This window comes from Rhodococcus sp. B50 (assembly GCF_013602415.1).
Lineage (GTDB): Bacteria > Actinomycetota > Actinomycetes > Mycobacteriales > Mycobacteriaceae > Rhodococcus.
The window spans coordinates 3198540-3215103 of the sequence record NZ_WPAG02000002.1 but is presented as its reverse complement, the minus strand read 5'-3'; the positions used below and the strand labels follow the sequence as shown (position 1 = coordinate 3215103).

Here is a 16564-nt window from a genome sequence, read left to right as displayed (position 1 = left end):
AAGCGAAGACGACGTGATGTCGGTGGTGGAACCGAATATCACCGGCAGAACAGAACGCGACGGCACAGTCGGTGTGACGGTGCCGTCGCGTGGTGGATCGGTGCTCGGTCGGTCAGGTGGGAGATTCGCCGGGAACGGGGAGGGTGCCGTCGAGCACGGCCTGGTCGATGCTCGCCCCGAGCTGCGGACACCCTTCTCGTGGTGTGATGGACGAACCTCGTATCGAGGCGGTCGCGCGGAAAGTCGGGCACACGGTGTCCGGATCTTCCTGCCACTGCACGCTCGTGTGCGACAGGCTGTTCTTACGGACGAGGACGCACGTGCCGCACTCGCGGCACTGCACCTCGTGCCGGCCGGACTCCAGGTAATCGATCTTGTCGATGGCGGTCTGAGCGGCGATGGCCTCGGCCCGGCCGGGCCATTCGGAGAAGTCCGGGGACTTCGCCCATGTGATCTTTCGGGCCGAGGCGCTCATCGTCAGACCTCCGCTTCCTGCTTGTCCTGTTCTTCCTCGTGCTTCGTGCGTTCGAGGTTCTCGGCGACTTCCTTCTCCCAGGCCTCGTTCGCCTTGGCGGTGTCGACCTCGAACTCGAAGCGACCCGTCATCTTCTCCGTGACGTCGGCGACGTCGACGTAGAACTGCTCGTACCAGCGCCGGAGCTGGTAGACCGGGCCGTCCTCGTCGCACAGCAGCGGATTCTCGATCTTGGTCTTGTTCTTCCAGATCTCGACGTCCTGCAGGAAGCCCTCACCGACACCTTCGGTGAGCTTGGCGGCCAGCACGTCCGACTGCTCTGCCGACATGCCCGTGGGCTTCTTGACGATGATGCCGTACTGGAGCATGAACGAATCGTGGGTGATCGGGTAATGGCAGTTGATCAGCACGGATTCGGTCTGGTACCCGCCGTAGTTGTTCTTGAGCGGGTTGATCATGTAGGAGGGGCCGTAATAGGCCGCATACGACTCGAGCGTGGACTCCAGCCCGTACTGCGTCGCCATGCCCTTGTCCGGCCGGCCACGGGTGTTGAGGTACTGCTCGGCGATGTGTCCTTCGAAGACGTTCTTGAAGAACGTGGGGAAGGCGTAGTGGATGTAGAAGAAGTGCGCCATGTCGACGACGTTGTCGATGATTTCGCGGCAGTTGGAACCCTCGATCCGGATCTGGTTCCACGTCCAGTCCGTCCATTCGTCCGAGCCGTACTGCTCGATCTCGGGAACGGTGACCTCCGGAGGCGGGGTGTTGCCCTCGGGGTCGTTCCACACGAACACCTGGCCGTGCTTCTCCATCGTGATCCACGAACGGGTGCGGGCCAGCGGTGGAACCCGCTTGGCGTACGGGATGTCCGTGCACTTCCCGTTGCCGCCCCAGCGCCAGTCGTGGAACGGGCACGCAACCGAATCGCCCTTGATCTCGCCTTGTGACAGGTCGCCGCCCATGTGGCGGCAGTACGCGTCGAGCACCTTCACATCGCCGTTGCTGTCGGCCCACACCACGAGCTTCGTGCCGAAGGCCTCGACGGCGTGGGGCTTGCCGTCCTTGAACGTGCGACTGAGGCCGAGGCAATGCCAGCCTCGCGCGAAACGCGTCCGGACCTCTCCGACGTCGATCTCGCGAATCTGTGCCATGTCCGCTCACTTCCTTCCGGAAATCTCCTCTAGAACACGTTATAGAATTCGGGTGCGGAGCGGAAGGGTTCGGGGACTTTGGTCCCCCATAGGGGTTGCCTACCTGCGACGGTCCTGCATCTCGACACGAATAAGAACATGTTCTAGTCTCGAAACAAGCGATCAATTCCTGAACAGACGGGAGCGTCCAGTGGGTGACCACGACAGCCACGAGGTACTGCAGCGGATCGACGCTCTGCTGCCCACGCTGCGCGAACGTGCGCAGGAGGCCGAGAATCTGCGCCGGGTGCCCGACGACTCGATCAAGGAGCTCCAGGAGGCCGGCTTCTTCAAGCTTCTGCAACCGGCCCAATGGGGTGGATACGAGGCCGATCCCGTCACCTTCTTCACCGCGGTGCGCAACATCGCGAGCGCGTGCGGCTCGACCGGATGGGTCTCCGGCATCATCGGCGTCCACAACTGGCACCTCGCGCTCTTCGGGCAGCAGGCACAGGAAGACGTCTGGGGCGACGACACCGACGTCCGGATCTCGTCGTCCTACGCGCCCATGGGTGCCGGCGAGGTCGTCGACGGTGGATACAAGGTCAACGGTGCGTGGGCCTGGTCGTCCGGATGCGACCACGCGAGCTGGGTCGTGGTGGGTGGCCCGGTCATCAAGGACGGCCGCCCCGTCGACTTCGGCAGCTTTCTGATCCCTCGCTCCGAATACGAGATCGACGACGTATGGCACGTGGTCGGTCTCCGCGGCACCGGATCCAACACGGTCAAGGTCGACGACGTCTTCGTCCCCCGACACCGTTTCCTCAGCTTCAAGACCATGAACGACCTGGCGTCGCCCGGGCTCGAGCGCAACACCGCGCCCGTCTACCGGATGCCGTGGGGCACGATCCATCCCACCACCATCTCGACACCCATCGTCGGTATGGCCTACGGCGCGTACGAGGCACACGTCGAGCACCAGGGCAAGCGCGTCCGCGCCGCCTACGCCGGCGAGAAGGCCAAGGACGATCCGTTCGCGAAGGTCCGCATCGCCGAGGCCTCCAGCGACATCGACGCGGCATGGCGCCAGCTGTCGGGCAACGTCACCGACGAGTACGCCCATCTCCTCGCCGGCGACGAGGTTCCTATGGAACTGCGCCTGCGGGCACGCCGCGACCAGGTCCGCGCGACCGGCCGTGCCATCGCGTCGATCGACCGTCTCTTCGAGAACTCGGGTGCCACCGCGCTCGCGGACGGCACGCCGATCCAGCGTTTCTGGCGCGACGCGCACGCGGGTCGTGTACACGCCGCGAACGACGCCGAACGCGCCTACGTGATGTTCGGCGCCGCCGAGTTCGGTCTGCCGATCACCGACACGATGGTCTAGGGGTGGATGTGACCGCAATCGACGAGATCACCTACGAATCGACCTCCCGTTTCGCGCAGGTCCGCGACGACCTCCGCCTGCACTACCACGAAGCGGGGGTCGGCAACGACACCACGATCGTGCTGCTCCACGGTGGTGGGCCGGGGGCGTCGTCGTGGTCGAACTTCGCGAAGAACATCCCGGTGCTGGCACAACGGTTCCACGTGCTCGCCGTCGATCAGCCGGGTTACGGCAGATCCGACAAGCCGACCGAACACCCGCAGTACTTCGTGCACAGTTCGTCGGCGCTGAAGGATCTGCTCGACACCCTCGGCATCACCGACCGCGTCCACCTCCTCGGCAACTCGCTCGGTGGTGGTGCCGCGGTGCGGTTCGCGCTCGACTATCCCGAGAGCGCCGGACGACTCGTCCTGATGGGCCCGGGTGGATTGAGTGTCAACCTGTTCGCACCCGATCCCACCGAGGGTGTCAAGAATCTCGGTAAGTTCGCCTACGAGCCCACCCGCGAGAATCTCGAGGCGTTCCTGCGGATCATGGTCTTCGACCAGTCGCTCATCACTCCCGAACTGGTCGAGGAACGCTTCGCATCGGCGAGCACACCCGAGTCGCTGGCTGCGGCGAAGGCCATGGGGAAGTCCTTCTCCGGCACCGAGTTCGAGAAGGGAATGCTCTGGCGTGAGGCCTACACGCTCCGCCAGCGGGTGCTGCTGATCTGGGGTCGTGAGGACCGCGTGAACCCGCTCGACGGTGCTCTCGTCGCCCTGAAGATGATCCCCCGTGCCCAGCTGCACGTGTTCGGTGGATGCGGTCACTGGGCACAGCTCGAGAAGTTCGACGAATTCAACCGCCTGACAGTGGATTTCCTCACGGATGGAGTCGAATAGATGAGTATCCGGTCGCTGGCATATCTGCGGATCGGCGCCACCGACGTCTCGGCCTGGCGCGAGTACGGTCTCAAGGTCCTCGGCATGATCGAGGGCAAGGGCGTCCACTCCGATGCGCTGTACCTTCGGATGGACGACTTCCCGGCCCGGCTCGTGATCGAGCCGCACGAGTCCGACAAGCTGCTCGTTTCGGGGTGGGAGACCGCGAACGCGGCCGATCTCCAGTCGGTTCGCGACAACCTTTCGGCGGCGGGCGTGCCGTTCAAGGAGGGCACCGCCGAACAGCTCGCCGATCGTCGCGTCGACGAACTGATCGTCTTCCAGGATCCGTCGGGCAACACGCTCGAGGCGTTCCACGGTGCCGCGCTCGAACATCGCCGTGTGGTCAGCCCGTACGGGCACAAGTTCGTCACCGGTGATCAGGGTCTCGGGCACGTGGTGCTCTCGACCCGTGACGACGAGGAAGCGCTGCACTTCTACCGCGACGTGCTCGGTTTCCGTCTGCGCGACTCCATGCGGATGCCCCCGCAGATGGTCGGCCGGCCCGCCGACGGAAAACCCGCGTGGCTGAGGTTCTTCGGATGCAATCCGCGCCACCACAGTCTCGCCTTCATGCCCATGCCCACCCCGTCGGGCATCGTGCACCTGATGATCGAGGTGGAGAACTCCGACGACGTCGGCCTCGCTCTCGACCGCGCGCTGCGGAAGAAGGTCAAGATGTCGGCGACGCTGGGGCGCCACGTCAACGACAAGATGCTGTCCTTCTACATGAAGACCCCCGGCGGATTCGACGTCGAATTCGGGTGCGAGGGGCTGCAGGTCGAGGACGACGACGGCTGGATCGCTCGTGAATCCACGGCCGTGAGTCTGTGGGGCCACGACTTCTCGGTGGGAATGCAGTAATGACCGCGCCGGAGGCCGGACAGGACGGTGCGATCGACCCGCGGGCCTTCCGCACCGTGCTCGGGCAGTTCTGCACCGGCGTCACCGTCATCACCACCACCGAGGACGACGGAACGCCAGTGGGATTCGCGTGCCAGTCGTTCGCCGCGTTGTCGCTCGATCCGCCACTGGTCCTGTTCTGTCCCACGAAGCAGTCGCGGTCGTGGGCGGCGATCGAACGAGCGGGCCGGTTCTGCGTCAACGTCCTCGCCGAGGAGCAGCAGCAGACCTGTGCACGGTTCGGCTCCCGCGAACCCGACAAGTTCGCCGGCCTCGACTGGACGTCCTCGCCGCTGGATTCACCCGTCCTCACCGGCTCGCTCGCGCACATCGACTGCACGGTCGAGACGGTGCACGACGGAGGAGACCACTGGGTGGTGTTCGGGCGCGTGTCGTCGCTGAGCGAAGTGCGCGACGAGAAGGAGCGCCCGCTGCTCTTCTACCGGGGGCAGTACACCGGGATCGAACCGGAGAAGACCACTCCGGCGCCCTGGCGCGACGATCTCGAAGCGTTCCTCACCTCCGTCACGGAGGACACCTGGTTGTAGACCGCACGACGCAGCAGCACCGGACGACGAAGCCGGGGCGGCCACACGGTATGTGGCCGTCCCGGCTTCGTCTTTCCGCGTTGCGGACTCAGGAACGATCGGCGTCGGTCGTGTCGTCCGGAGTCTCCTCGTAGTACTCGGTGGTCACGACGCGGCGCACCAGACGCGGCTTCCGCGGCCGGTCGGCATCCGCGTCGCCTGCCGCTGTAGTGCTCGTGTCGGCCGTCGCGTTCGTATCTGTGTCGCGTGACGGCGGTGTGAAGTGCGCCGGACCGGTCGGTCCCGGACCGACGATCTCCTGTTCGCTCCCGGTGCCGCCGGCCGCGTGCCGGGCGGTGTCCGCCGCAGGTCGTGCGGTGCCGGACGGCTCGGACGGCGTCGACGCGGTCTGCCCGGGCATCGAGTGCTCGAGCGGTTCGTCCCGCTGGCCCTCGCTCGGCCGGTAGTTGCCGGCGATCCCTTCGCGCGCGACGTCGGGCGGCGTGTGCGAAGGTCCGGTGCCCGGGGTGGGCGGATGCGCCGTGCCCGGGGTGGGCGAATGGCCGGTGGCGGACGGCGTGGCGGTGCCGTACGTCTCGCCCGTGTGCGGCGCTCCAGTGCCACTGCCGACTCCACCCGCGGTTCCACTGCCGAGTCCACCCGCGGTTCCACCGCCGAGACCACCCGCGGTGCCACCGCCGAGACCCCCGCCGGCCGGGCTCCTCTCGTCGAGGCCGGCCCGGTCGTCGGTGAGACCGCTCTTGCCTGCCGGGGTATCCCCGAACCGGCGGTAGTAGCGGTACAGTTCGTCCTCTTCGAGCGGGGTCAGCTCACCGTTCTCGTCGATGTTCGGGGCGCCGGTGATCGTGTCCTTGTCGAAGGGCAGGCGCACTCCGCTGCTGTCGAGTTCGGCTTCGTCGATGGGGGCGAAGTGCCGGCGTGTGCCGAACAGTCCCGTGACGACAGTGATCCATGCGGGTCGGCCCGTGTCGTTGTCCAGGTACACCTCTCCGACGCGTCCGAGCTTGTCACCGTCGGGCCCGTACGCGGTGGCACGAGCGAGGGTGTCGATATCGTCGTTGCTGATCATGATGTCCTCATCCGTGGGCGATGCGGCTTACTGCAGTGCGGATGCCCTCCGGTGAGAGTGACGAAACGCCGTCGTCACACCGCTCGCCATTGCACGACCCTTCTCCGCGTGTTATCCATATTGTCAACAATCCGACAACCGGTTCGAGGGTTCGCTCCCTCGGCCGTTCGGAGGGATCGTCATGACCCGACTGTCACCCCGCCTGCTGCAGGCGACTCCCGTCACCGTCGACCACGCCGAGGGGTGCTACATCCACGGCACGGACGGACGCCGTTATCTCGACTTCACCGCCGGTATCGGCGTGACGAGCACCGGCCACTGTCATCCGCACGTCGTCGAAGCCGCGCGCCGGCAGGTCGGCTCGCTCATCCACGGGCAGTACACGACCGTGATGCACCGGCCTCTGCTCGAACTCACCGAGAGGCTGGGTGCGGTGTTGCCCGAAGGGCTCGATTCGTTGTTCTTCGCCAATTCGGGTAGCGAGGCCGTCGAAGCGGCGTTGCGTCTGGCCCGGCAGGCGACGGGACGCCCCGGAATCGTCGTCTTCCACGGCGGTTTCCACGGCCGGACCGTCGCCGCCGCGACGATGACGACCTCGGGAACCCGTTTTTCCGCGGGATTCTCACCGCTCATGGGGGGCGTGCACGTCGCTCCGTTTCCCACCGCCTATCGATACGGCTGGTCGGAGGAGGAGGCGACCGATTTCGCCCTACAGGAACTGGACTACCTGTTCGCGACCCTGGCGGCGCCGGACGAGATCGCGGCCTTCGTCGTCGAACCGGTCCTGGGAGAGGGTGGTTACGTACCCGGGAACGCGCGGTTCTTCCGGGGATTGCGGCAGCGGGCCGACGAGCACGGAATCCTGCTCGTCTTCGACGAGATCCAGACCGGTTTCGGCCGAACCGGAAAGTTCTTCGGCCACCAGCACTTCGGAGTACTTCCCGACGTCATCACCATCGCCAAGGGACTCGCGAGCGGTTTTCCGCTGTCGGGTATCGCCGCCTCCGAGGAGCTCATGGGGCGCGCCCGCCCGGGATCGCAGGGCGGGACGTACGGGGCGAACGCGGTCTCGTGCGCGGCGGCCGTGGCCACCCTCGATGTGATCGAGAAGGAAGGGCTCGTCGACAACGCGGCTGCGCGTGGACGCGAATTGCTCTCCGGCGCGCGGGAGCGTGCGACCGACGATATCGGCGACGTGCGGGGGCTCGGTCTCATGGTGGGTCTCGAATTCACCACCGACGGGTCTCCCGATCGGGACCGTGCAGCCGCCGCGCAACAGCTCGCATCCCGAAAAGGGTTGCTGCTGTTGACCTGTGGTGCCCACATGAATGTGGTGCGCATGATCCCACCCCTGATCGTCACCGCAGAGCAGATCGAGGATGCGCTCGGCATCTGGTCCGAGGTCCTCGCAGAGGTCCGATAATCCGTCGAATGAGGGAGTCCGCGTGGCCCGATACATCACGATCACTCTCGACAAGCGCGACATCACGTGCAGAGCACGACTTCTCGACGACGAAGCCCCGCTCACCTGCGCGGCGGTGTGGGATGCGTTGCCGCAGAGCGGTGCTGCCTTCCACGCCAAGTACGCCCGCAACGAGCTGTACACCCTGGTGCCGAGGATCACCTCGGCGCCGCATCGGGAGAATCCGACGGTGACGCCGATCCCCGGCGACGTGTGCCTGTTCGATTTCGAGCCGTGGGAGATCGGCAATCCCGCCTATGGTTACGAACCCGGCTCGCAGGCCCACGCCTCGCAGGGGGCGACCGATCTCGCGTTGTTCTACGGACGGAACAATCTGTTGCTCAACGGCGATGTCGGCTGGGTGCCGGGCAGTGTCTTCGCGAGCATCGAGGACGGTCTGCCCGAACTCGCCGTGGCGTGCAACGACCTGTGGATTCAGGGTGTCGTAGGGGAGACGCTGAGCTTCGCCCGCGCGTAGACGGACGCCGAACCGAACGGCACCGCGCGATGTGTGGTGCCGTTCGGTGTGTCAGCTCAGTGCATACTCGGCGAATCTCGCCACCGCGAGCAGCAGGTCGTCCGAGTGCCGCGGCCCGACGATCTGCAGACCCACGGGCAGGCCCGCCGAGGTCGTCCCGACGGGCAGGCTGATGGCGGGCTGCTGCGTGAGATTGAAGGGATAGGTGAACGGGGTCCACTGCGGCCACGAGGTCGCCGTCGAACCGGGGGGCACGTCGTAGCCGGCCTCGAAGGCAGTGATCGGCATCGTCGGAGTGATCAGCAGGTTGTACTTCTGATGGAAGATCCCCATCGTGATCCCGATCGCCGCCGCCACGGCGCGGGCTTCGAGATAGTCCACGGCTCCGAGCTGTTCGCCGTGTGCCCACACGCGTCCGAGGCCGGGATCCACCTTGTCCCGCGTTCCCTCGGGGAACGTCTTCAGCATGGTGGCGGCGCCTGCCGCCCAGAGGTCCTCGAAGGCGTCGAGCGGGTCGTCGAAGCCGGGATCGGCGGCGGTCACCCGTAGTCCGGCCTCGTCGAGCACGCGAACCGCCCGGTCGACGATCTCGCCGACCTCGGGGTCGACGTGGACGTACCCGAGAGTCTTCGAGTAGGCGACGTCCATCCCCACCACCTCACGGTGCAGGCCACCGCGGAAGGTCGCGAGGGGCGGCGCCAGCGCTGTCGGATCCCGGGGGTCGGGCAGGGCGAGGATGTCGGTGAGCAGCGCCGCGTCCTCGACCGTCCGGGTGATCGGTCCGGCATGCGCCAGCGGCCCGAACGGGCTGGCGGGAAAGATCGGGATCCGCCCGTGGGTGGGCTTGAAACCGACGACGCCGCAGAACGACGCGGGAATGCGGATGCTGCCCCCACCGTCGGTGCCGACGGAGCACGGACCGAATCCGGCCGCGACCGCCGCCGCGCTTCCTCCGGACGAACCGCCGGCGGTCTTCGTCGGATCGACGGGATTGGTGGTCACCCCGTACAGCGCCGAGTCGGTCACCGCCTTCCAGGCGATCTCCGGTGTGGTGGTCTTGCCCACCAATACCATTCCGTCCTCACGCAGACGGGCCGCGACCGGACTGTCGACGTTCCAGTCCTGGTTCTCGTCGACGGCCTGCGAACCCCTCAATGTAGGCCATCCGTCGGTGAGGAAGACGTCCTTGATCGAAATCGGCACTCCGTCGAGCAGACCCTTCGAATAACCGGTCCGCCACCGCTCCTCGGATCTGCGGGCCTGGTCGAGCGCCTTCTCCTCGTCGACGAGGCAGAACGCGTTGATCTCGCGATCGCGGGCCGCGATCCGCTCGAGTACGGCCCTCGTCGCCTCGACGGGAGACAGTTCGCCCGAGGAGAAGGCCGACACGAGTTCGACGGCGGTCATGTCTGTGGGCTCCATCGTGCCTCCTTCTCGTCGGACGTTGCCGACTCTCACGCGCCGGGCACGTAACCCAGCTTCTTGTCCACCACGTTCCGAAGGGGGTCGCCGTCTCGGAGACGGAGGAAGTTGTCGACGAAGACGTCCACCAGCGCGTCGCGCCAGCCGACGAAGTCTCCCGAATTGTGCGGTGTGATCGAGACGTTCGGCATGTCCCAGAGCGGATGGTCGTCGGGGAGCGGCTCGACGTCGAGCACGTCGAGTGCGGCGCCGGCGATCGTGCCCGAACGCAGTGCCTCGACCAGGTCGCCGGTGCGCACGAGTTCGCCCCGTCCGACGTTGACGAACCGGGCCTCCGGCTTCATCGCGGCGAACATCCGGGCGTCGAAAAGGTGCCGGGTCTGTTCCGTGAGAGGCGCCGCGGCGACGACGAAATCGGCGTCGGCGACAGCGACCGGAAGTTCGGCGGTGGCGGTGACGTTGCCGAAATCGGGGTCGTCGTCGCGAGGTCGTCGGCCGGAGCCGCAGACCGTCATGCCCACGGCGGAGAGCAGCCGCGCGATGGCGCGGCCGATGGGGCCGGTGCCGACGACGAGCACGGAGCGACCGGCGATGCGTTCGGACTCGCGGTGCTTCCAGATGTGCCCGTGTTGGAGCCGCAGCGATTCGGGAATGTCCTTTGCGAACGAGAGGATCTGGGCGAGTACATATTCGGCGATGGCACCGTCGAAGACGCCGCGGGAGTTGGTGACGACGACGTCGCTGTCGCGCAGCTCGGGGAACATGAGGGCGTCGACACCGGCCGCGGCGACGTGGATCCACCGCAGGGACGTCGCGGCGTGCCACGCCGCGGGCAGGGCATCGGTGAGGAAGTCGTACGCGAACAGGATGTCTGCGCCCTCGAGGCCGGCGGCCAGACCGGTGGCGTCGGTGTAGCGCACCGTGGCGTGTTCGGCCACCGGGGCCATCCGCGCACGGTCCGGCACGGCTTCGGCATGAAGCACTGTCACGACCGGCTCGGCACCCACGTTGACACCGTATGAGCGCCTCGTATTATTGTCAACAATCCTCAAGGCTGAGGGAACTCTTGACGAAGCCGAGGGACCGTATGGAACTGAACATTCCCGAATTCGAAGGTCCTCTGGCTCAGCGGGGCATCGGTGTTATCGCACCCTTCGATCTCGCTCTGGAACGAGAACTGTGGCGATGGGCGCCGCTCGAGGTCAGCCTGCACCTCGCTCGGACCCCCTACGAACCGGTGCCCGTGAGCCGTGCCATGGCCGAACTGGTCTCCGACCGTCGGCACTTGATGGTCGCGACCCGCGACGTCCTGTCGGTGGAACCGGAAGTCGTTGCCTATCTTTGTACCTCGGGAAGCTTCGTCAACGGGGTGGCCTACGAGAAGGCCCTGTGCGACGCGATCTGCGAGGCGGGTGCCTCGTGTGCGGTCACGACCTCCGGCGCGCTCCTCGAAGCGCTCCGGAAGCTCGACCTGACCCGCATCTCGGTGATCACCCCCTACGACCGGGAACTCACCGACCTGCTGCGCGACTTCCTGGACGAGGCCGGGACCGAGGTAGTCCGATCGTCGCATCTCGGTCTGGGTGGCGGCATCTGGAAGGTCAACTACCGCACCATCGCCGAACACATCATCGGGGCCGACACACCCGACGTGCAGGCAATCTTCGTCAGTTGCACCAACCTGCCGACCTACGACCTGATCGCACCGCTCGAACGGGAACTCGGCAAACCGGTCCTTACGGCCAACCAGCTCACCATCTGGGCGTGCCTCGGACGGATGAAACTACCCATGACCGGGCCGGGGAAGTGGTTGAGAGGAGTGTTCTGAATGCATCGTGGCCGCCGCCCGACCGTCGGGGTCGTCTATCCGGATCATGCCGCCGAGGACGACTATCCGTTCGCCGCCGAGCTCCTGGGGGTGACCCTGCCCGTCGTCCACATCTACGGCACCGACCTGCACGCCGTTCCCGAACTTCTCGACCTGGGGAGCCCGGCCAAGCTCGCCGGAGGGGCGGCACAGTTCGCGGACGAGCGCCTCGATGCCCTCGTATGGGCGTGCACGTCCGGCAGCTTCGTCTACGGGTCGGAGGGGGCGCGTACTCAGGTCGAGCAGCTCTCCCGGGCTGCCGGTGGTGTGCCCACGACGAGCACCGGCGTCGCGTTCGTCGCCGCGATCCGGTCGCTCGGGATCACTCGGGTGGCCGTGGCGGCGAGCTATCCGCGGGACGTCGCCGAACTGTTCGTCGCCTTCCTCGCGGACGCAGGCATCGACGTCGTGTCCCTCGCAGACGCAGGCATCGACACCGCCGCCGAGGTCGGCGCTCTGACGGAGGAGGCGGTGCTCGAATTCGCGCGGAACAACGATCATCCCGACGCGCAGGCGGTGCTGGTGCCCGACACCGCGATGCACACGCTTCGTATCCTGCGGGAGCTCGAGAAGGAGACAGGCAAGCCGGTTCTCACTGCCAACCAGGTCACCGTGTGGCACGGCCTGGAGCTGGCCGGATATACAGTGGGATGCCCGGAGCTGGGCTCGCTGTTCGAGGAGGATATCGATCATGGTGCTCGGTGATCTGGGAGATCTACGTCCTGTCACCCGTCCGTCCACGGCCGAGCTCATCGCCGAGCAGATCAGGTCGGCCATCGTCCGGGGCGCGCTCGCCCCCGGTGCGCAGCTGGGCGAAGCCGAACTCGCGGCGCACTTCGAGGTCTCCCGGGGGCCGCTGCGAGAAGCCATGCAGCGGTTGCTGTCCGAAGGGTTGCTCTACAGCATCCGCAACCGCGGGATCTTCGTCACCGAGCTCACCTTCGACGACGTCGTCGACATCTACCGCAGTCGCTGGGTCATCGAGGGCGGCGCACTCGACCTGGTGCTGGACGGCCGTCGCGAGCAGACGTGGAAGGCCCTCGAACCCGCGATCGAGGAGATGCGCACCGCCGCCGAGCGCGAGGACGCCACCGGTGTCTCGGACGGCGACCGTCGCTTCCACGAGATCCTCGTGGCGAGCGCAGGGAGTCCGCGGCTCGTTCGGGCTGCCCGTACCCTGCTCGTCGAGACGCGAATGTGCCTCGGGGCGTTGCAGACCACCTATCCCGACCTGCACGTACAGGTGGACGAGCATGTTGTACTCCGGGAGGCGATCCGCACCGCCGACCGGGACGATGTGCGGCGACTGCTCGACGAGCATCTGCACGACACGGTGAACCGACTCCGCGAGCGTCAGGACGTCGACGGCGTGATCGCCTCGGGCTGAAGCCGGTCAGTCGGGTGGGGCGAACGACGACAGGGCCGTCGCGGCGATGTAGTCCGCGGCGTCCTCCGCCGACAGTCGCCCGGCGGCGACTTCGCCTGCGGCGCAATGGACCAGACTGTGGAGGACGGACGCGAGCCAGGACGACGGCAGGTCGGTGCGAAAGAACCCCTCGGTTCGACCGCGATCGATGAGGGCGGTCGCGCGGGCCAGCAGTCCGTCGTGCGCGGCGCGGACCTCCTCGGCGGGCAGCGCTTGTCCGGCGGCGGCGAGCAGTGTCCCCGCGTCCGCAGTGAGCGACCACGAACCCGCGATCAGGCGGTGCAGGGCGTCGCGGGGATTGCCGGTGAGATCGATCCGGTCCACGGTCTCTTCCGCCTCGGCGAGCGCGCGTTGCACCACCGCGGTGACGAGCTCGGCGCGAGTGGGGAAGTGGCCGTAGAGCGTGACACGTCCGACGCCCGCGGCCTCGGCGATCTCCCCGATGCTCGCGTCGGGGTCGTGGCTCAAGGTGATCCGGGCGGCATCGAGGATCGCCTCGATGTTCCGTTCGGCGTCCGCGCGCTTCCTGACGCGGGGGGAGCGAGGTCCGAGGGATGTCTTGTCGGCGGTCACGGATCCTCCTCTTGTCGAACACTGGTGTTCAGGTTACGCTGATCGACAAATCGAACATTACTGTTCAACTTAGGCGGATCGCCATGACAAGTTCCGGCATCACCACCCTCCCAGTCGATCGACCTGCGGCCGGCGTCGGCCCGAAAGCGCTGCTACGAGGGGTGCTGCGCAGGTGGCCCAGCCTCGTCGCGGTTGCCCTCGCCGCGTTCGTTCTTGCCGACGGTGGCACCGACTTCCCGGCGATCCTGACCGGCGCAGCGCTCGTCTATCTCGGTGCGGCTGTACTGGGCCGTCGCAGTGCGGCCTGGCCGTTGTTCCTCGGCGCCGTCCTGTTGATCGGGGTCGGCAAGGTTGCCGTCGTCGCCTTCGGCGTGCCGGTGCCGGTCACCGTGCTGATGGTCGCTCTGGGTGCCGTCGGCGCCGTCTACGGGCCGGCGCGCACTCCGGCCGGCCGGGCGATGCTCATCGGGCCGTCGGCAGTGGCCATGCTCGGATTCGGTGCCGTCGCGGTGGCCACGACGATGCTCGCTCCCGTCCCGGCCGGAGTGATCGTCGGACTCGGGCTGCTGGGCCACGCCGCGTGGGACCATGTCCACTTCCGGCGGAACACCGTGGTCGCTCGCTCGCTCGCGGAGTTCTGCGGCGTGCTCGACACCCTGCTGGGTGTGGCGGTGATCGTTCTCGCCGTGACGGGTGCGCTCGCCTGAGCGCGTGGTCGTCAGACGACGGTCGCGTCCCCGAAGGTCATCCGCAGGGCGGGGATCGACGACGAGGCGAGTGCGCGTCGAGGAAGGCCGAGCGACCGCAGTTCCTCGGCGATCGGATGCATACCCAACTGCAGGGTCGCGCCGCCGAGCCGGGTACGCACCCCGCTCGGGTTCATCTCCCAGGTCGTGCATCGGGTGACGCCGTCGATGTGTGAATACGCGGCGAGCGATGCGGCGAGACCCTTGCCGGGGACGCGAATTCCGGGCGCCACGGTCAACTCGGCGATCAGTGCTCCGTCCGCGGAGACCGAACCGCGTCTGGTGCTGCTGTCGTGGTCGGCGTCGAAGTCGGCGAGAGTCTTGGGGAAGCCCCAGATGCCGCGTCCGGCCGCGAGGGTGAAATCCCCGTCGACGGGCAGGTGGTGGATGAATGCACCTGCCTGCCCGCCGAGAAGACTCCGCCAGTCTCCGATGATGCCGTCTCCGCCCTTGCGATGGTCGCGGACGAGGAAGCACACTCCGAACTCGTTGTAGGGGCCGAGATCCCCGTCGACGTAGTCCACGAAGACGAGGGTGCAGATCCCGTGGCCCGGCCGGTACTGCAGGATCTCGAGCCCGGTGTGGGCGACGAGTTCCTGTGCGGGGCGCACGGGTACGGAGAACATCCCCATGAACGCCGTGGCGGTCCGGACCTGCACGGGCATCGTGACCGGTCTGCCCAGGACCAGATGCGTCGTCGTCTCGCTCATCGCTGCCTTCCGGAAGTCGGACGTGCGTACCCCAGCAATGAGAACACGTTCCAGTTCCGGAGGGAAGGGATCAGGCGGGTGCGCCGATGTTCATCTCGTCGGGATGCGCCCCCACTCTGGTGCCGTCGTCGAGGGTGTCGAGTTCGCTGAGGTCGAGTTCGTCGAGTTCGAAGTCGAAGACGTCGATGTTCTGGGAGATGCGCTGCTCGTGCACCGACTTCGGGATGACGATGAGCCCGTTCTGCAGATGCCAGCGGATGAGCACCTGCGCGGCCGACTTGCTGTGGCGGTCGGCGATGCGGGTGACGATCGGGTCGACGAGCAGGGTGTTCGGCTTCGAGTTCGGACCCCAGCCCGAATTGCTCGTGCCCCCGAGTGGACTCCACGACTCCACGGCAATGCCGTGTTCGGACGCGAATCGGCGGATATCCTGCTGCGGTAGATGCGGATGCAACTCCACCTGGTCCACCGCCGGGAGGAGACCACCACGATCGACCAGCAATTGCAGGTGGTGCGGTTCGAAGTTGCACACCCCGACCGCCTTCGCGCGACCTGATTCGGCGATCTTCTCGAGCGCATCCCAGGTGCGCAGGATCCGGTCGCGGTCCTGCAGCGGCCAATGGATGAGATACAGGTCGACGTAGTCGGTGCCCAGCTTCTTCAGGCTCGTGTCGAAGGCCTTCAGTGCCGGCTCGTAACCCTGATCCGAGTTCCACAGCTTCGTGGTGACGAAGATGTCCTCGCGCGGCACCGACGACGCGGCGAGCGCGCGGCCGACGCCTTCCTCGTTGCCGTAGGCCGCAGCTGTGTCGATGTGCCGGTAGCCGGCCTCGTCGATCGCGTATCGGACCGCGCGTTCGGTCTCGTCGTTGGTGGCCTGCCAGACACCCAGGCCCAGCTGAGGGATCGTCGTTCCGGAATTCAGCGTGATCGTGGAAGGTGTCATCTTTCCGACGTTAGCGAGCCTCCGCGACGGGCGCGAGCAATCCCGGACGATCGGGTGTTCTCCGGACCGCGGCTGCCGAGGACTCGAGGTGGCCACTACCGCATGGTCGGGTCGGTGACGCGGTCGCTGCTCCCGGCGGTGCGGAAGACGATGTCGGCGGCATCGGCGATGGGGTCGGAGGGCCGGACGTCGACGATGCGGTCGTAGATGATGCCTCCATCGGGACACCAGACCAGGACCCGCCGGGGACCGGGGTCGACGAAGTGCGCGACCATCGTCCCCGACGGTTCCACCGGCAGGCTCCGGGTATTCCCGTTCGCGTCGGGGTCGACCCGGCAGCTTTCCGGATGCACCGGCACACCGTGCACGGTCACCATGATCCGGGTGCGTCCCGGGACGACCTCCGCGGTCGCTGCGGCCCCGGCCACGCCCGGCGTGGTCAGGGTGATCGCAGCGGCGGACAGGACGGCGGCGGCACTCGCGTATCGGATTCTCATGT

General features: G+C 66.9%; 19 protein-coding genes. 10 read left to right on the top strand and 9 right to left on the bottom strand.

All coding sequences use genetic code 11. The features are described 5' to 3' along the window. Positions 1 to 112 precede the first annotated feature (112 nt). Entirely contained in the window at positions 113 to 475 is a 363-nt protein-coding gene (locus tag GON09_RS15195) for a hypothetical protein (RefSeq protein ID WP_213932515.1), read from the bottom strand. Positions 476 to 477: 2 nt separating this feature from the next. Then, on the bottom strand, positions 478 to 1626 hold the full coding sequence (locus GON09_RS15190; protein WP_213932514.1) for a Rieske 2Fe-2S domain-containing protein: 1149 nt from the start codon (positions 1624 to 1626) through the stop codon (positions 478 to 480). 190 nt (positions 1627 to 1816) lie between these two features. Here GON09_RS15190 and hsaA point away from each other — a divergent pair, with 190 nt between their 5' ends. From hsaA to hsaB, 4 genes are read left to right on the top strand one after another with little or no spacing between them, the layout of a single operon-like run. Further along, the gene (hsaA, locus tag GON09_RS15185) at positions 1817 to 2992 is read left to right on the top strand and encodes a 3-hydroxy-9,10-secoandrosta-1,3,5(10)-triene-9,17-dione monooxygenase oxygenase subunit (RefSeq protein ID WP_213932513.1); all 1176 of its coding nucleotides are present in this window, start codon (positions 1817 to 1819) and stop codon (positions 2990 to 2992) included. Between the two features lie 8 nt (positions 2993 to 3000). After that, positions 3001 to 3876, top strand: coding sequence for a 4,5:9,10-diseco-3-hydroxy-5,9,17-trioxoandrosta-1(10),2-diene-4-oate hydrolase (gene hsaD, locus GON09_RS15180; RefSeq protein ID WP_213932512.1), 876 nt, complete (start codon positions 3001 to 3003; stop codon positions 3874 to 3876). Next, complete coding sequence (gene hsaC / locus GON09_RS15175; protein WP_213932511.1) at positions 3877 to 4779, top strand: iron-dependent extradiol dioxygenase HsaC; 903 nt, start codon at positions 3877 to 3879, stop codon at positions 4777 to 4779. It abuts the gene before it with no gap. Further along, positions 4779 to 5366 (top strand): 3-hydroxy-9,10-secoandrosta-1,3,5(10)-triene-9,17-dione monooxygenase reductase subunit, encoded by a 588-nt coding sequence (hsaB, locus tag GON09_RS15170; RefSeq protein WP_213932510.1) that lies wholly within the window; start codon positions 4779 to 4781, stop codon positions 5364 to 5366. Before hsaC ends, hsaB begins: the two co-directional genes overlap by 1 nt. Before the next feature lie 88 nt (positions 5367 to 5454). On the opposite strand, the gene GON09_RS15165 is transcribed toward hsaB, so the two are convergent. Then, the gene (locus GON09_RS15165; RefSeq protein WP_213932509.1) at positions 5455 to 6435 is read right to left on the bottom strand and encodes a PRC-barrel domain-containing protein; all 981 of its coding nucleotides are present in this window, start codon (positions 6433 to 6435) and stop codon (positions 5455 to 5457) included. A gap of 181 nt (positions 6436 to 6616) precedes the next feature. Here GON09_RS15165 and GON09_RS15160 point away from each other — a divergent pair, with 181 nt between their 5' ends. Together GON09_RS15160 and GON09_RS15155 are read left to right on the top strand one after the other, a co-directional pair. Next, entirely contained in the window at positions 6617 to 7858 is a 1242-nt protein-coding gene (locus GON09_RS15160) for an aspartate aminotransferase family protein (RefSeq protein WP_213932508.1), read from the top strand. Positions 7859 to 7880: 22 nt separating this feature from the next. Further along, positions 7881 to 8375 (top strand): DUF3830 family protein, encoded by a 495-nt coding sequence (locus tag GON09_RS15155; protein ID WP_213932507.1) that lies wholly within the window; start codon positions 7881 to 7883, stop codon positions 8373 to 8375. A gap of 51 nt (positions 8376 to 8426) precedes the next feature. Here GON09_RS15155 and GON09_RS15150 read toward each other — a convergent pair whose 3' ends face one another. Beyond that, positions 8427 to 9797: an amidase gene (locus GON09_RS15150; RefSeq protein ID WP_213932506.1), complete on the bottom strand. Its 1371-nt coding sequence runs from the start codon at positions 9795 to 9797 to the stop codon at positions 8427 to 8429. A 32-nt stretch (positions 9798 to 9829) separates the two neighbouring features. After that, a complete protein-coding gene (locus GON09_RS15145) occupies positions 9830 to 10744 on the bottom strand; it encodes a D-2-hydroxyacid dehydrogenase (RefSeq protein ID WP_244866474.1) in 915 nt (304 codons plus the stop codon). A gap of 140 nt (positions 10745 to 10884) precedes the next feature. Here GON09_RS15145 and GON09_RS15140 point away from each other — a divergent pair, with 140 nt between their 5' ends. From GON09_RS15140 to GON09_RS15130, 3 genes are read left to right on the top strand one after another with little or no spacing between them, the layout of a single operon-like run. Next, a complete protein-coding gene (locus GON09_RS15140) occupies positions 10885 to 11625 on the top strand; it encodes a maleate cis-trans isomerase family protein (protein ID WP_213932504.1) in 741 nt (246 codons plus the stop codon). Continuing rightward, complete coding sequence (locus GON09_RS15135; protein ID WP_213932503.1) at positions 11626 to 12369, top strand: maleate cis-trans isomerase family protein; 744 nt, start codon at positions 11626 to 11628, stop codon at positions 12367 to 12369. After that, entirely contained in the window at positions 12356 to 13051 is a 696-nt protein-coding gene (locus tag GON09_RS15130; protein WP_213932502.1) for a GntR family transcriptional regulator, read from the top strand. Before GON09_RS15135 ends, GON09_RS15130 begins: the two co-directional genes overlap by 14 nt. A gap of 6 nt (positions 13052 to 13057) precedes the next feature. Here the strand turns inward: GON09_RS15130 and GON09_RS15125 are convergent, their stop codons facing one another. Beyond that, the gene (locus tag GON09_RS15125) at positions 13058 to 13663 is read right to left on the bottom strand and encodes a TetR/AcrR family transcriptional regulator (RefSeq protein WP_213932501.1); all 606 of its coding nucleotides are present in this window, start codon (positions 13661 to 13663) and stop codon (positions 13058 to 13060) included. 83 nt (positions 13664 to 13746) lie between these two features. Here GON09_RS15125 and GON09_RS15120 point away from each other — a divergent pair, with 83 nt between their 5' ends. Continuing rightward, a complete protein-coding gene (locus tag GON09_RS15120; RefSeq protein ID WP_213932500.1) occupies positions 13747 to 14370 on the top strand; it encodes a hypothetical protein in 624 nt (207 codons plus the stop codon). A gap of 11 nt (positions 14371 to 14381) precedes the next feature. Here GON09_RS15120 and GON09_RS15115 read toward each other — a convergent pair whose 3' ends face one another. From GON09_RS15115 to GON09_RS15105, 3 genes are all read right to left on the bottom strand, one after another. Continuing rightward, positions 14382 to 15119, bottom strand: a complete 738-nt coding sequence (locus GON09_RS15115; RefSeq protein ID WP_213932499.1) for an acetoacetate decarboxylase family protein — start codon at positions 15117 to 15119, stop codon at positions 14382 to 14384. Between the two features lie 70 nt (positions 15120 to 15189). Further along, positions 15190 to 16065, bottom strand: a complete 876-nt coding sequence (locus tag GON09_RS15110) for an aldo/keto reductase (protein ID WP_213932498.1) — start codon at positions 16063 to 16065, stop codon at positions 15190 to 15192. A gap of 95 nt (positions 16066 to 16160) precedes the next feature. Beyond that, complete coding sequence (locus tag GON09_RS15105) at positions 16161 to 16562, bottom strand: hypothetical protein (protein WP_213932497.1); 402 nt, start codon at positions 16560 to 16562, stop codon at positions 16161 to 16163. Positions 16563 to 16564: the final 2 nt, after the last annotated feature.

Coding starts and splice junctions, on each gene's coding strand:
- GON09_RS15195 (WP_213932515.1), bottom strand. CDS start 475: ATGAGCGCCTCGGCCCGAAAGATCACATGGGCGAAGTCCCCGGACTTC.
- GON09_RS15190 (WP_213932514.1), bottom strand. CDS start 1,626: ATGGCACAGATTCGCGAGATCGACGTCGGAGAGGTCCGGACGCGTTTC.
- hsaC (WP_213932511.1), top strand. CDS start 3,877: ATGAGTATCCGGTCGCTGGCATATCTGCGGATCGGCGCCACCGACGTC.
- hsaB (WP_213932510.1), top strand. CDS start 4,779: ATGACCGCGCCGGAGGCCGGACAGGACGGTGCGATCGACCCGCGGGCC.
- GON09_RS15165 (WP_213932509.1), bottom strand. CDS start 6,435: ATGATCAGCAACGACGATATCGACACCCTCGCTCGTGCCACCGCGTAC.
- GON09_RS15160 (WP_213932508.1), top strand. CDS start 6,617: ATGACCCGACTGTCACCCCGCCTGCTGCAGGCGACTCCCGTCACCGTC.
- GON09_RS15150 (WP_213932506.1), bottom strand. CDS start 9,797: ATGGAGCCCACAGACATGACCGCCGTCGAACTCGTGTCGGCCTTCTCC.
- GON09_RS15145 (WP_244866474.1), bottom strand. CDS start 10,744: ATGGCCCCGGTGGCCGAACACGCCACGGTGCGCTACACCGACGCCACC.
- GON09_RS15140 (WP_213932504.1), top strand. CDS start 10,885: ATGGAACTGAACATTCCCGAATTCGAAGGTCCTCTGGCTCAGCGGGGC.
- GON09_RS15135 (WP_213932503.1), top strand. CDS start 11,626: ATGCATCGTGGCCGCCGCCCGACCGTCGGGGTCGTCTATCCGGATCAT.
- GON09_RS15130 (WP_213932502.1), top strand. CDS start 12,356: ATGGTGCTCGGTGATCTGGGAGATCTACGTCCTGTCACCCGTCCGTCC.
- GON09_RS15120 (WP_213932500.1), top strand. CDS start 13,747: ATGACAAGTTCCGGCATCACCACCCTCCCAGTCGATCGACCTGCGGCC.
- GON09_RS15115 (WP_213932499.1), bottom strand. CDS start 15,119: ATGAGCGAGACGACGACGCATCTGGTCCTGGGCAGACCGGTCACGATG.
- GON09_RS15110 (WP_213932498.1), bottom strand. CDS start 16,065: ATGACACCTTCCACGATCACGCTGAATTCCGGAACGACGATCCCTCAG.
- GON09_RS15105 (WP_213932497.1), bottom strand. CDS start 16,562: ATGAGAATCCGATACGCGAGTGCCGCCGCCGTCCTGTCCGCCGCTGCG.